A 14,838-nucleotide genomic window follows, 5' to 3' on the forward strand; every position below is an offset into this window, starting at 1 on the left:
GCTGATGGCAGAAACCCAGAACGTGACCTGATAAGCTCTTCCTGAGACCAGCGGCACAGCACTGGGAGATTCTGGCCAGGGCCATGCTGGGAGTAGAATGAAGCAGAAACGTCTGCCCTCTTCCCTTCCTGGTCCACACCGGCAGCCAGTCATCGGCCCTCACCCCAAGAGAAGCTCGCGTCAGGAGTGTCGGTTCGATAAGCCGGGGCAAGACTGGCATCTGATAGACTCCCTCTGTGGTTTGGCAGAGGAGGAGAAGGCCCTTCCCGGCCATGTTGCACATTCTGCGTGACCTGGATGCGCTCGACGGAGAAGAGCGTACACGACGGTGGTGGGAAGCGTCTGGGAAGGAAGCGGGAAGGCAGCGGGAAAAGATCGGGAGGGTGGGAGAAAGGGAGTGGATCTGCAGCGGGAGGGAACAGCTTCCTTGGGAAGGCAGCAGGCGGAGACCTTGGTCGTGGTTCCATTGCGGCAGATCTCAGAAGAGGTTCAATGACAACAAGGCCATGTCTTGTAGTGCTTGTTGCTCTGGCTGGAGGTACTGATTGGCTCTTTGTCAGGAGTGCGCTGGAGTGAGGTGTGAGTGTGGATCTTGTCATTCGCCGTGCCGAGTATGAGAGGATGTTCTCTGAGGCGGACTGGGAAGAGTCGTTCTCTTTGCTTAATCTGGTGCAGCGGGTGTAGAGACTGACTTCTGGGGGAGGCCCCTGGAGCAACGCTGGGGACGCGCACCGCTCGCAAGGCTGCAGGAAGGTCAGTCAAACGAGAGCCTCTGCTCTTGCTTTGAGGCAACGCCTAGGTTATACTCTTTTCAGAGTGTCTGCCTTGGAAAGCAGCATTCTGTCGATGTATCCCTGTCTCTTTTCATTAAGCTTGTAGATGTCATTAAGCTTGTAGATGAGTTGTGTGAACTGGCTTCTGGAGTCGAGTGGCAGCATTGATTTCTCTTTTGTTGGGTACCTGCCTTCCAAGCAGGCTGTCGCGGGTTCGAGTCCCGTCTCCCGCTCCCTCTTCCCAAGCCACGTGGGCGGCTCCCCACTACACGGGAGCCGCCCTTTGTCCTCAAGACAGCTTAAGTGACAGCTATTTGTTCTGCTCTCCTCTCAACAGCTCTTCCATTTTCCGCAGGGCCTCCCCTTGCATCCCTGGCATCACATGTCCATAGATGTCCAGGGTGACCGTCACCTGGCTGTGACCGGGGAGCCAGTCGTTTCCCGACAGTTCTGCGAGTCCAGGCGGGTGCGTGCTTCCTGAACGGTGGAAAGCAGAGAGCAGATTGGCCAGGTGCCGGCAACCGGTAGCATCACGGTACGATAGGCGTGGGCCGCTCCCTCGGTTGCCCCTGGGCCGGCTTCCTGTTTTCATCACCGTGCTCTGCTCTCTGCTTGTGCTTTTGCTACCCAGAAGGTATACTGCACGGGAGAGAACGTTTTGGGTAGCACCAAGATTGCCTGGGTAACACACCAGGCAGGAGGCGGTGAGCGGGCGATGCCGAAGGCGGCTCCGTATCGTCTGATGTGGGATCCCTTGCAGGGGTATACCGTGCATGACACGCACAGCCAACAGGTACTTGCGGTAGCTCCAGGCAGCTCCGCGTGGTTCGACTGGCTGTCACGCATTCCGTCATTCACCTTCAGCGGGCAGCATGGGCACCTCACCATCCGCCAGGAAAGCCGCTCACGTGGAACCTACTGGTATGCCTACCGCAGAGTAGGGGGGCGGATGGCCAAGCGTTACCTTGGTCGGACTGCTGAACTCACCCCTGCTCATTTAGAGCAAGTAGCCATCGAACTGGCAACAGATGCGCTCTCCTTTAGACAGGACACACCCATCCGAGGAGGAGCGCGAGCCAGGAGACTCGTTCAGCCCATACCTATAGAGTCTCTCGCTGCCTTCCCCAGCGCCACGAGCACCCGGCAAGCCGTGCCCACTCTCTCAGAGAGTCTGCGGGATGTGTGGCTTGTCACCAGGCTCCACGTTCCTGGTCTGCGTCCGCAACTTGTCCATCGTCCTCGCCTGATCAAGCAACTCCAGCAGGGGATGCAGGCCAGGCTCATTCTCCTCTCTGCCCCTACCGGCTTCGGCAAAACGACGCTGCTGGCTCAATGGCTCGCCGAGCGTCAGATACCTGCTGCCTGGGCTTCCCTGGAGCCAGCAGACAACGATCCAGTGCGTTTTCTCACCGTCCTGATCGCCACCCTCCAGCGGGTTGATGCTCAACTTGGCATGAGCGCCCTTGCGTGCTTGCAGCCGTCCCCTCCCGCGCCCTCGCCGTCGCCTGAGACAGTCGTGGCCCTGCTGGTGAATGATTTGCACCAGCACACCTCGCGGGATTTCGTCCTCGTCCTTGATGACTATCATGTCATTGAGACAAAAGTGCTTCATCAAGTGGTGACCTATCTGGTGGAACACGCTCCATTACATCTCCATGTGATCATCGCCACTCGCACTGATCCCGCACTTCCTCTCGCTCGCCTGCGGGCACGAAACCACCTCTGCGAGATGCGGGCGGCCCAGTTGCAGTTTCGGCCTGAGGAGGCAAGCACCTTTCTGCAAGAGGTCATGGGACTTGACCTCTCGGCTGAAGTCTGCACCACTCTCCAGCATCGCACGGAAGGCTGGATTGCCGGGTTGCAACTGGCGGCGCTTTCCCTGCGAGAACACGCGGACGTCCAGCAATTTCTTAGTGAATTCACGGGCAGCCACCGCTATATCGTCGATTATCTCACCGAAGAGGTACTTGCTCGCCAACCAGAGGACGTTCAGTCCTTCCTGCTGCAAACCTCACTCCTCGAACGGTTCACCAGCCCGTTGTGCAATGCTGTGACCGGGCGGAGCAACGCGGAGCAAATGCTCGGCTACCTGGAACAAGCCAACCTGTTCCTCGTCCCGTTGGATGAGCAGCGGCAGTGGTATCGCTATCATCACCTGTTTGCTGAGGTGCTGCGGGCGCGCTTACAACGGCAGATGGGGAGCGCAGAGTTGGCAGCTCTGTATAGGCGTGCGAGCGCCTGGTATGAGCAGAATGGGATGCAAGCCCTTGCCGTCGAGGCGGCGCTCTCGGCGGGCGATTTCAGACAAGCGGCGCGCTTGATCGACATTGACGCTCCCCTCGCCCGGTCCATGCTTCTGGGCTACGAGGCGCGGACCCTCATAGGCTGGTTGGAACGCTTCCCGCGCGAGGTGGTGTTTACGGATGCCCGTCTCTGCCTGCTCTCTGCCTACAGTCTGGGCATTGCAGAAACCACTGACGCCTACGAAGCTCCCTTAGCAGCGGCGGAACGCCTCTTTCAAGCGGAAGGCAATCGCACAGGCTTGGGTCAGGCTTACACGTTACGAACCCTGGCGGCAAGCTTGCGTGGGGATACGGAACAGGCAATCAGATACGGCTCGCAGGCATTCGAGTTGTTGCCGGATGATGCTTTGATCGAACGCAGCGTCGCTGCCAACGGGCTGGCGGAAGGCTACCGGCTGGTTGGGGATGTGGCAGCAGCAAGACAGATATTGATCGAGACACGCCCGCTACGCGAGCAAACTGGCAATGTTGCAAGCGTGCTGGGTGATACTCTTGCCTGTGGTGACTTGCTCGTCATGCAGGGGAGGTTACACGAGGCCGCTGCACTCTATCGTTCTGTGCTCGAAAAAGCAGGCGAGCGCCAAAGCTTTAGTGTCCGTGCTCTGCTTGGCCTGGGGAACATCGCGCGCGAGCGCAACGAACTCGACCAGGCAGAGGCAAACCTTGCTCAGGCGATCACCATTGCCGACAAGATCCAGGATCAGGTGTTGCTGGCGCACGCAGCGCTTCTCTCTGCCAGGGCTGTTCAAGCGCGCGGGGATGCCGGGCGAGCGCGAGATGCCTGGGCTTCGTCGCTGAAATTGGCTCAAGCGTGCAGCTCTATGGGCCTGCTCGAGCAGGCCCAGGCTTACCAGGCCCGCGGCTGGCTCCAACAGGGGTGCATGGAGGAGGTGAGCCGCTGGCGGCAAACTTGCCCCCTCGCTCTTGATGCTCCCCCTCATTACCAGCAAGAAGTGATCGCGCTCACCCTGGTACGCGTGTTGCTCGCTCAGGGGGAGGGGAGTGAAGCCCTTCGCTTGCTAGCTCGCTGGCACCACCATGCCAGGGCCCAGGGGCGCACTGGCAGCGAAATTGAGATGCTGGTGCTCTCAGCGCTTATCCATTCGAAGCAGGGCAAGGTTGAGCAATCCGTACAATTGCTTCAGCAGACCCTCTTGCTCGCGGCCCCTGAAGGATACGTCCGAGTTTTGGTGGATGAGGGCGAATCGATGGCCGCGCTGCTGCACATGGTCCTGTCCAGGCGGAAGGGGAAAAACGAAGCAGATTACGTCCAAAGGGTGCTTTCAGCGTTGCAAGCGGAGCAGCGAACACCGGGTTCCTTCTCCTTCAGCGCGCCGCCTCGGGAGCCGCCTCTTGAGGCGTTAACGGCCCGCGAGCAGAAAGTCCTCCGCGGGCTTTCGGCTGGTCTCTCGAATGCAGAGATTGCTGCCGAACTCGTGGTTTCCATCAACACGGTCAAGACCCAGGCGCGCAGCATCTACCGCAAACTGAACGTGAAGAATCGTCAAGAGGCGGTGGCGACTGCGCAGACCTGGAAGCTGCTCTAGCCTTCATCACACCGTGAATGCCTGCGGGGGCACCTGATGTGTCACTCAGGCAATCGTCATCTCAAAACCACCTCTTCCTGTTTCCTCTTGAATTCATCCCGGCAGGATGAAGACGGATCACCCTCCCGGCAGCTACACTTGGGATGTGGACACCGAACCGTTCCCTTGAAATGGGAGGAAGCGCATGTCGACCGAGCCAGCCAGGTATCGTATTCGCGTTCAGGGCCAGGTTGGGCCTGAATGGTCCGAATGGTTCAGTGGCCTGACTATCACTTCCGAGGAACCCAACGAGACGATACTCTTCGGGCCAGTGGTTGATCAGGCTGCTCTGTACGGCATCCCCATACCTTGGGGCTTCCGTTGCGCTCGGTCCTGCGCGAGACATCCCCCTCGTCGTCGCCGGGAAAGCCTCCCACAGGATACCCAACCCAATCATGGTAATGGTCTCATGTCATCAGCGAGGGCTGTCAAAAGGAGGGTCTCTCTATGAATACTGAGGTTTCACGTTCTGCCCCGTCAACAACGGCTTATCCTGATCGCTCAGCACTCTGCGCCCAGCTGGAGGAAACTCGCCTGGCCTTTCACGCTCTGGTAGCGTCCCTTTCGGAAGAAGTGTGGCACAGCAAACATACCGCTTCTGCCTGGACCGTCCGCGAGCTGCTCTCACACATCGTGGATGGGCTTGCCCATGCCCCAGATGCTATCGATCATGCCCGGCACGGCAAGCCGTTCCTCAATCTCCCACCATTTTTACACTGGCTGACCGCCCCAGCTAATTTCTGGCTGAGTAAGTGGCACGCGCGCGGGCAGACACGCCAGACCATTCTGGCGCGCTATGATGCCGCTCATCAGGTCCTGCTCCACAAGATTGAAGGAATCCGCGATGACGAATGGAGTCGCGGCGCGCCCTGCTATGGCGAGGGCTACAAGACCGTGCTGGACCTGTGCGTGTTGCCCATTCGCCATCTTTCGGAACACGCCGCCCAACTTCCCAGGGCGCGAGAGGCCAGGTAAGCGAAGAAGGTGTCGATGGGAGTTACATGAGGAGTAGAGAGATGATAGTTCTGGTGATGCAATGGCTGCATGTCTTGCTGGGCATTTGCTGGTTTGGGGGCGTACTTTACCTGGATTTTGTCGTTATTCCGGCAGTGATGACCCTGCCACTTGAGCAGCAGCGAGCCGTTTCCAAACCGTTGACCCTCTTCAGCAGTCGCCTGCTCTTTCCCGTGTCTATCCTGGTTATTCTTCTGGGGCTGGTGCGCGGGACGATCTTTGGTCCGGTCCAGAGTTGGGACTTCTTGATCGGAACGACCTATGGTCTCACCTTTCTCGTTGCTTTCATGGCTACGGTGGCCACCTTTTTATGGGGACACTTCGTCATTGATCCAGCCGCCCGACGCCTGGACGCCTTTCCGCTGGAAGAAGTGATGCAATCCGGTGGAGCAGGAGCACTCGCCTTTGCCGCTCAGGTGAAGCGGCTCAAGATGCTGGCGATTCTGCAAATGCTCGGCTTCTTCATCATCTTCACCTGCATGATTTTGATGCGCTTTGGCCTCTGATCACCCCTCCAGGTGATCAGAAGTGGAGGAAGGGAGAAGCATGAAGACCTTTCTGGCAATCACCAGTTACGGACTGGCCGCTGCCACGGGCGGTCAGCATGATGCCTGGTCTGTCGAGATGCTGCTCGACGAGCAGGCGGTGACCTGCCTGGCCGTCGATCCGCTGAATCCACAGGTGCTCTATGTGGGAACCAGGGGCAATGGAGTGCTGTGCTCGAACGATGGCGGCAGAACCTGGCGCCCAGCAGGATTAGCTGGATACTTCATCAAAGCCCTGGCCGCCAGCCCGACCCAGCCCGGAACGGTCTACGCCGGGACCAAACCAGCGCGCGTCTTCGTTTCGCACAATAGCGGCGCGAGTTGGACGGAGCTGGTCGCGTTTCGGCGCATTCGCTCGCGCTGGTTCTGGTTCACGCCTGCTGAAAAGCCTCACAGTGCTTACGTGCAGGCGATTGCGCTCTCGCCCACCGACCCCAAAACCATTGTGGTGGGCGTTGAGTTTGGAGCGGTGGTGCAAAGCCGCGATGGGGGGCACTCGTGGACAGGCCACCGTCGGGGTGCGCTGCGCGATTGCCATTCCCTTGCTTTCCATGTCAGCAATGGCTCCTGGGTCTACGAGGCGGGCGGTACTGGGGCGGGCGTCTCGGTCAGTCGGGATGCTGGCGTTACCTGGACGCAACCCAGGGAAGGGCTTGACCGGCACTATGGTTGGGCCGTTGCTGCCGATCCTGCCTGTCCAGAGGTCTGGTATGCCTCCCTGTCTCCCAGTCCTGGATCAGCCCACAGCGAGCACAATGCTCAAGCGGTCATTGCTCGTTCAGTTGGAGACGCGCCCTGGCAACTCCTGGCAGGGGGGTTACCGCAGCCACTCAATCATATGCCGTACGCGCTGCTCACCGATCCTGCGGCCCCGGGCCATGTCTACGCTGGTCTCGCCAATGGCGAGGTCTGGCATTCAACTCATTACGGTGAAAGCTGGCGTCGTCTGCCAGTCCAGTTTGAAAACATTCACCGGACGTTGGTGCTGCTCTCGTCAGGAAAAGCGGATCTGTCATAGCCATACCCAGCAAGGCAAGCCCCTGCTGTCGACACATCCAGACCAGACGGGTTTGCGTCTTCGGTGCTGTCTGTTCCTCTGAGCAGCAACCCAACGCGGGCGAGCAGCAGACAGCGCTGCTGGGACACCCGCGCGAGTCAGAGAGCAAAGAGAAAAAGGAGTCTTGACGATGATCACTAGAGCGTTGCGTTGGAGTGGGGTAGCCCTAGTCGCAGGAGGATTAGGCATGGGGGCGGCGATCGTACTCGTCGCGTTCGGACCCTCGGGACGGTTCCCGCCTTCCCTGGTGAGCAGCCTGCTCCTGGTGGCGTCCCTCCTGGTCCTGCTGGCCTTGCCGACTATGTACGCCCACCAATCAGAGGCGGCGGGCTGGCTTGGACTGGTGGGCTACGTGTTGCTGGAAGTCGGCATGGTACTCGTCCTTGTGTACGCTGCCGAGCCGCTCTTCACCCCAACAATTACGGGAGTAGGGGAAAGCGCTGCCGCCTTTTCCCTTGGAATTGCGCTGCTCTTGGGCTTCGTCCTGACAGCAGTAGCCACGCTCCGCGCCGGAGTCTATCCGCGCTGGTCAGCCATTCTGCTCCTGGCAACAAGTGCCGGATTCCTGTTCGATTTTTTCGTGGCCGAGGAGTTGCCACCCATCGCTGGCCTGCTCGATAGCGCCTTCTTGGGGGTGATGATGGCGTCAGCCTTTGGCGGGATAGGGGGTGCCCTCTGGAGAGGTGCCAGCCAGACCGCGGCGTCAAGGTTCTCTTCTCCACGCGATGGGCAACGAGCTGCTCACCTGTAGCGAGCAAGGATACAACCAGTTGCCCTCGCGCTCGGCCCTCTCGCGCTGGCGGAGGTGATGGAGGCACCTGTTGAAGCCCTGCGCCCGCTCTTTCTTGACGATGCGCTCAGCCGTCCGCTGGTGCCAGAGCAGCAAATGGGGGGCGTGACCGATCGAGCCGGCCATGCCTGGGTCGTGTTTGACATCGATGGGACGGGGGGCGCGAGGCCGCGCGCCAGCGCGCTTTACCCCAGACCGACGCCCTACCGCCTTTTCGTCGGTGGAATGTGGTCTGTGCCCCAGGCTAGACCGGGCGCAAACGCGGGCAAGTGGTACGGTACGAACGCGGACCGTTATCAGCAGACGCACAACTTCCAGCGGCTCGACAGTATTGGGAACAAGGGCGAGGAAAGACGTTTGGCCAGAGCCCGGGCATACTCAATGGCTGAGCGAGCCTCATGATAGGCTTCCAGATACAGGCTTGCCAGGCTCATCCTCCCCCAACAGATGGCAATGAGCAGGGGATCATTTCCCTCTTCAGCGGCTGTAAGAGCGGCGTGATGCGTCGCACGACCTTGCGCGTAGCGCCCGAGATCCAGCCAAATTTCTCCCAACAGCTGCAGCGTTTGGCTCAGCAAACAGCAGACTTGCTGCCGTTCAGGAGGGAGCAGCGAAGCACCGAGCATGGCCGTGAGCAGGCGAGCACCTCGACAAGCCGGACGAAGGAGATCGGAGGCGGAAAGGATGCCCCCATGTTGATGACACCAGAGGTGCTCTACTCGACCCTCCCAGCACTGGAGCATGTTCTGATCAGCCGGCGTGATCTTCAAGAGCAATGGGATCAATTGATCAAGGCTGTTGTCAAGGACTTGTTTCAGAACGTGTTGGACTCGTATCCCTGGCTGTCTTCCTTTTTGGAGTCCCCTGGGCCATGCTGGCAGATGGAGACGTTTCTGGAACAAGAGGGAAAGGGAGATGCTGGTGAATCGTGTCTTGCAAGCCGCGGGGAAGGAAGAGCTTCATCCGACGAGCGATCCAGGTCAGTCCGCGGAGGCATTCAAGCGCTGGAGCGATCAGCTCGCAGCTCATGGAAGCTTCACCTTCGCCCGGCAAGCCACGAATGGTTTCGAGGAGGCGCTACAGGCTGAGCTGCCTTCTGCCGACCAGGCAGCAGCTCGTCAAGACCCCGGAAAAGTCGCTTGAGGGCAAGACCTTGCCCGCCATTTCCCTTGTCTCTCCAGATGGCAGCAGCGGGCACAGGAGAAGGGACTCCGCTGTCCCCGGTGCGGGTAGCGGGGATCAGGAGCATGCTGACAGCAACGCGGCCAGGAATATTCGCGCACGCTGTCCTCAGCGACGGCTGAGTGGGCTGCCGACTGCAGGCAAGCCCCTCGACGTGGCGATGCTGCCGCTCAGCCTCCTGGAGGACGGGGCGAAAGTGCAGGAAATAGTGCCCGAGCTTATGGGCGATGGAGAAGCGTCGATGGGCGAGCAGGTCGTGACACTCGACGAAGATGCAATCATAGTGGGCACTGACGTAGATGAAGCCCGCCAGCGGCTCGCGGTCCTCGTCGGCGGGTGCCTCCAGCGGCCCGCCTTGGGCGACGAGATGCTGCAGGGCCGCACTGTGCGTGAGACCAGTCAGTTCGATGCAGAAGAGGTTCGAGGAGGCGATGATCTCGCCCAGGGGCGCATCCTGGTATTCCTGGTTCTGCCTATTCCAGGACCTGCCTGACAGGCTCATCCATTGAGCCTGGGATATAGAGGACTTCTCATGAAAGTGTGGACAACAGGTAGCTAATTTGTTATCCTCTCTTAGAGGTGAAAACCCACCAAACAGATCGAGCACCGGGGGTCTCTCTGGCGCCGGACTCGGCAAGAGGAGAGAGCAGTTCTCCTCGACCAAGTGCTTGTGGGTGTGATTCTGATAAGGGAGCCTCTCCTCCGCTCGCGTGCCGGGCAGAGATCACACGAGGGTGGGAATTCGGCGGATTGTCAGACGCTGGAAGGGATAGGCCAATCCAATAAGGAACGCCGAACCGTTGCAGAGACGATCTCCGATTTTGGCTGTCGTCTGACAGCCAGAACGAAAGGCCAGGGAAGGGAGTAGGAGAAAACCATCCTACGGCTGACGCATGGGGGTGCCAGCCCGGCTGAAGGGAAAACCAGGCTATTGAGCCTGGTAGGAGACTTTTGATATGGGCGGGCTTTGGCAGAGCCCGCAGCTGGCAGCGCAGACGAAGCAACACATGGTATATTGCTGACAACGGCCACGGGCAAGGGGAAGTCCGTTCTGACAAAAGCCGGCCAGAGCTGTACCTCATACGCAAGTTAACTGGTGCCCTGTGGCGAAGGGATGCTTCCCTGGTAGCGGGATGGAACCGCTCTGAAACCCCAAGCAGGCCCAGCTCTCACCGGTCATACGGCAGGGGAGTCAGGCTGTCTTGCCTGGAGGACGCACCATCTAAGAGCAGCCTGCCTCTCTTGAGCATCCGCCTGCGACCAGAAATCAGGGGTTTATCCAGCTCTATTAAGCTTGGGTTGACTTCTTTGAAGCAATGAAAGCGAAAGCCTGGCATGAGCGCCCTGAGCAACTCAAGAGCACTCCGGGACGCGTACCCGAATCTTTGCCACGCGGAGCACGAGCTGGCAAATCGTGCCCATCTCTCACAATGATCGCCGCCTCCCAGGTGAGTCTGCTCTGTTCTCCTGGACTACATCCATCCTGTATTGATCAAATCTGCAGCGAGCGAGTGCTCCTTCTATTCCCAAGGCTCCCCCTCAGACTTTCAGGCCAAGGGATAAGATCCGGGCAGGAACCGTTTGATCCTGGTCCACTCGCCACTGCCGATTGGGATGGTGGGGTGCTTCCCCGCCCGGCCTCAGCCAGACCGGGAAGCACCCCGCGTCTGGCTGACGATCCTTCCTTCAGGAGCCTCCGACTGTTGTTCCGACAAACAACTCCCTCACCCTTACAAGCGCCCTGCCTCTGCCAGCCACTCCTCCCCTGCCCGCTTCATCACACGGTGATGAAGCGCTTTTGCCATTGGGAGCAAAAACATGATCTAAGCCGGAGTGCAAGATGACAGGTAGCAGGAATGGAGCCACAGACGGGAGCAAGTACCACGTTCCGTGCTTTCTGGGCCTCACCATTGCTATCCTCAGCGGACAGGGCTAGACAGAACACGTTCTTGCGCCAGGCTTCGCCGCTCTAGCCCTTGCAGACACAGAAGAAGGAGGAGGAAAACCATGCAGGAGAGAGACCTCCAGAAGAAGATATCTGCGCCTATGCTGCCCGCTAGAATTCTCCACCGCCAGCGTTTAGTGGCTTACCTGGAGGCAGCTACAGGGTGGACACAGAAGAAAGATGGAAGCAAAGCTCGCTATCAGCTGGTGTCGCTGTGTGCACCCGCTGGCTATGGAAAAACAACCCTCCTGGCTGATTTCGCCTGCTCCACCTCGCTACCCTGCTGCTGGTATTTTCTAGAGCAGGAGGATGGCAATTGGGCTGTTTTTCTTCGTACTCTTCTGAAGAGCCTGCAAAACCTGTTTCCATCTCTATGTGAGCTTGAGCCTCTTTTCACGAATCTGCTGTGCGACGCAGGAGCTACTTCGGCTTATATCTACCAACCAGCCCTTGATGCTCTCGGTCAGGCACTGGCTGAAGTAGCCAGGCAGGGTTTTGCTATTTTCCTGTGTAACTATGCAGAAGTCAGTGCTCATGCCCCCCTGGCCCAGCTCCTTCACTACCTGCTCAAGAGACTGCCACCATCGGCCACGCTCGTGTTAGAGAGCCGTGTCACCCTGGGCCCCTCGTTTGCACCGCTCTTTGCCCAGCAGCAAATCTGCACTATGAACAAAGCACTGTTGCGCTTCACTGCCCGGGAGATTGTCGAGCTGGCCCGTTTGCAGGGCCTAAGCGGACTGTCTGAAGAGGAAGCTGAACGGCTCGCGCACGACTTTGATGGCTGGATTACTGGCATACTGTTGGCAACCCGTTTGGGAGAGCAGGCTGTCCCTGATCCTGACGAGTTCGGAATACCTGAGCGGACGAAGCCATGGCACCAGCACGGGGCCCTCGCTGAACAGAGGCGTGCTCATCTCTTTTCGTATCTGCTAGACGAGGTTTTCTCTCATAAGCCAGAAATAAGAAATTTTATACGCCTGGCCTGTATATTGCAAGGAATGTACCCAGATCTATGTGATGCTCTGCTGGAGACGGACAAAGCCAGAGAATGGCTAGCCTATATGGAGCAGCAAGGATTATTCGTCACCTCGCATCTAGACCGCGGCCAGTTCCTCTATACCTGTCTTCCAGTGATCCGTGAACTTTTCCGTGAACAGCTGAGACTAAATGATCCAGAACGCTTCTATGCTCTCCACCGGCGTGCTGCCCAGCTGTGGCAGGACAGAGGGAACTACGAGCGGGCTATGTATCACGCCCTGGAAGCGCGGGCCTATGAGCTGGCAGGAGACATTCTGATCACTTATGCCAGGTTGCTGCTCCAGCAAGGGCAGATCGATATCATCATGCGCTGGCTTGACGCCCTTCCTGCTCGTTTGTTGGAGCAGCATCCTCAACTGCTGACGATACGAGTGCATGTCCTGCTAGAGAATGGACAGTGCCAGGAGGCACTCTCTCTTCTTGAGAGGGCTCTAGCTCTTCTATCCGAGATTGAGAGCACAAGCACTCATGCATCGCAAAAGAAAGTAGCTTTCCTGGCTGAAATCCATCTTTTGCATAGCAGTGCATTGTTTCAGCAGGGAGAGTACGCTCAGGCTTTGCAGCTCTGCCAGCAGGTATTGCTGCTCTTGCCTGAGCAAGAAGGCGAGCTACGGGCTGCAGCAGAGATGCGCCTGGGGGTCTGTGCCTGCCTCCAAGGAGATTTTGCTGCCGGCATCACTTATCTCCAGCAGGCGCTGTGTACCTTGAGCCACCAGCCATCGCTCAAACTGGCCGTCGCAGTCCATAGCGCGCTGGCCAATACCTACTATCTCGTCAACAAACTTGATCTGGCTGAGCATCATCTCCTGTGCGCGATCGGCCCTTGTGAGCAAGCCCGCAATATACGTGGCGTGATCAACAATCGTATTCTCCAGGGCCTGATCCTGGCGAGACGAGGAGCACTCGCCGAAGCGGAAGCTGTCCTGCAGCAGGCACTGGCTCTGGCACGCTCTACGCCGGGCTATCGCCGGGGGGAAGCCTATGCCCTTGGGAATCTTGGTTCGCTGGCACTTGTGCAAGGGCACAGTCGGCAGGCGCTCGCTTATTGTCAGGAGGCATTGGAGTTAGCCTGTCACTATGGCAATCGGAGCTTGTGTAACTCCATCTACTCGACCATGGCCCTGGCCTATCTTCTCCTGGGGGATCAAATCAGCGCGCGGCATTTTGTGGAAGCGATCAGGATAGGGGGAAGCAGTGGAGCACAAGGTAGCTACGAGTGGGCCTGGAGCAGGCTGACCGCGGGCCTGGTCTACCTCTATCAGGGCTGCTACGAGCAAGCCTGTACGAGCCTGACGGAAGTCGTCGCCCTTTTGCGAAAGACGGACCTGCGGCAGGAACAGTTGCTGGCTATGTTGCGCCTGGCAGCCTGTCAGCTAGCTTGTCAACGCCTCAGCGAAGCCGTAGAGCTGCTGGTGGAAGTGGGAAAGTTGCTTGAGGAGAGTAGCACTGACAAACGGCTGGTGCTGGGGGAGATGGAGCGGCTGGTGGAGCTGCGCACGCTGGTCGAGCGCGAGCCGGAGCTGGAGCACCTGCGCACACTGCTCGACATAGAAAAGGTCCCTGAACAGGATGCCCCGGCCACACAGAGGGGAGCTGGCATAACGGTCATCGAGGAGCCGAGGGCCAAGTTAAAAATCCTGGCTTTTGGTGAGCCAGTGGTGCTGGTTGAAGGTCGGCCTATCAAGAAATGGCGCCGTATGAGTGCTATGGAATTGTTCTTTTTCCTCCTGGATAGTGACCGCCCTCTGAGCAGAGAGCAAGTGATTGCGGCGCTATGGCCCGAGGACTGCGAGCAAGTAGATAAGGCCTTCCATATGTCCCTCTACTACCTGCGCAAGGCGCTGGGCAAGGCGTGTGTTGTGTTTAGCGTCGATGGCTACAGCCTCAACTTGGCGGCCTGCTATAGAGGAAGCATCTGGTATGACGTCAGAGAGTTTCAAGAGAGATGGGCAGCGGCCAGACAGGCACTGACGCGGGGGGAAGAAGAGAACGCTCAGCAGGCATTGCTCAGAATGGTCGAACTCTACCGGGGTGACTATGGAAGACCGTTCTATAGCGACTGGTGCCGTCAGCGACGCGACGAGCTGTGCACTGCCTATCTGGAGGCCCTGTGCCAGCTAGCGCAGATCGCCTGGAATCGTCAAGACATGGAGGCATGCATGTATTACTGGCGTAAGGCATTGGCAGTGGATAACTGCATGGAGGAGGCACACTACGGCATCATGCTGTGCTATATGGCACAGGGCAAACGCAGTGCCGCGCTACGCCAGTACCAACTCTGCAAAAAGATTCTGCAGCAGGAGCTGTGCGTAAAGCCTGGATCATTGTTACAAGAGCTGTACCGGAGACTCAGCAGCACCGCCGAATCTGCTCAGATGAGACAGATGGCACCAGGCAAATTAAGCGGGCTCTCTGGCTTCCTCCAGAGCCAGGCAGGGGATAACACTGACAAGGTATCCATACATAGGACGCCTGCGCAGGCGGAGAGGAAGATGGAGAGAGAATGGAGAGAGGAGGAGCAGTATGCTCCTGAAAGAGGGAAGGGACAGTGAGAAATAGGGGAGGCAACATACGCAGACTGAGATCCTGTGCTTGATAGGAGAAA

10 protein-coding genes are annotated in these 14,838 nt (G+C 58.6%); all 10 read left to right on the plus strand.

What is annotated here, in order from left to right; translation table 11 throughout:
* Positions 1 to 1,953 precede the first annotated feature (1,953 nt).
* The 10 genes from BGC09_RS04125 (at position 1,954) to BGC09_RS04165 (ending at position 14,785) form a co-directional block, all read left to right on the plus strand.
* Complete coding sequence (locus tag BGC09_RS04125) at positions 1,954 to 4,623, plus strand: winged helix-turn-helix domain-containing protein (protein ID WP_069802387.1); 2,670 nt, start codon at positions 1,954 to 1,956, stop codon at positions 4,621 to 4,623.
* 184 nt (positions 4,624 to 4,807) lie between these two features.
* Positions 4,808 to 5,113 carry a DUF8691 family protein gene (locus BGC09_RS23635; protein WP_501213547.1) on the plus strand — a complete coding sequence of 102 codons (306 nt, stop codon included), beginning with the start codon at positions 4,808 to 4,810 and terminating at the stop codon, positions 5,111 to 5,113.
* The gene (locus BGC09_RS04130) at positions 5,110 to 5,637 is read left to right on the plus strand and encodes a DinB family protein (RefSeq protein WP_069802389.1); all 528 of its coding nucleotides are present in this window, start codon (positions 5,110 to 5,112) and stop codon (positions 5,635 to 5,637) included. The genes BGC09_RS23635 and BGC09_RS04130 overlap by 4 nt, the downstream gene beginning before the upstream one ends.
* Before the next feature lie 41 nt (positions 5,638 to 5,678).
* Complete coding sequence (locus tag BGC09_RS04135) at positions 5,679 to 6,182, plus strand: hypothetical protein (RefSeq protein ID WP_069802391.1); 504 nt, start codon at positions 5,679 to 5,681, stop codon at positions 6,180 to 6,182.
* A gap of 40 nt (positions 6,183 to 6,222) precedes the next feature.
* Positions 6,223 to 7,239 (plus strand): WD40/YVTN/BNR-like repeat-containing protein, encoded by a 1,017-nt coding sequence (locus BGC09_RS04140; RefSeq protein ID WP_069802393.1) that lies wholly within the window; start codon positions 6,223 to 6,225, stop codon positions 7,237 to 7,239.
* 169 nt (positions 7,240 to 7,408) lie between these two features.
* Complete coding sequence (locus tag BGC09_RS04145; protein ID WP_141727631.1) at positions 7,409 to 8,029, plus strand: hypothetical protein; 621 nt, start codon at positions 7,409 to 7,411, stop codon at positions 8,027 to 8,029.
* Between the two features lie 57 nt (positions 8,030 to 8,086).
* A complete protein-coding gene (locus BGC09_RS22475; protein ID WP_141727632.1) occupies positions 8,087 to 8,470 on the plus strand; it encodes a hypothetical protein in 384 nt (127 codons plus the stop codon).
* A gap of 513 nt (positions 8,471 to 8,983) precedes the next feature.
* Positions 8,984 to 9,211 (plus strand): hypothetical protein, encoded by a 228-nt coding sequence (locus tag BGC09_RS04155; protein ID WP_069802399.1) that lies wholly within the window; start codon positions 8,984 to 8,986, stop codon positions 9,209 to 9,211.
* Between the two features lie 280 nt (positions 9,212 to 9,491).
* A complete protein-coding gene (locus tag BGC09_RS04160; protein ID WP_141727633.1) occupies positions 9,492 to 9,743 on the plus strand; it encodes a hypothetical protein in 252 nt (83 codons plus the stop codon).
* Between the two features lie 1,553 nt (positions 9,744 to 11,296).
* The gene (locus BGC09_RS04165; protein ID WP_176728836.1) at positions 11,297 to 14,785 is read left to right on the plus strand and encodes an AfsR/SARP family transcriptional regulator; all 3,489 of its coding nucleotides are present in this window, start codon (positions 11,297 to 11,299) and stop codon (positions 14,783 to 14,785) included.
* The last annotated feature ends 53 nt before the right edge of the window (positions 14,786 to 14,838 follow it).

Source organism: Thermogemmatispora onikobensis (assembly GCF_001748285.1).
Taxonomy (GTDB): Bacteria; Chloroflexota; Ktedonobacteria; order Ktedonobacterales; family Ktedonobacteraceae; genus Thermogemmatispora; species Thermogemmatispora onikobensis.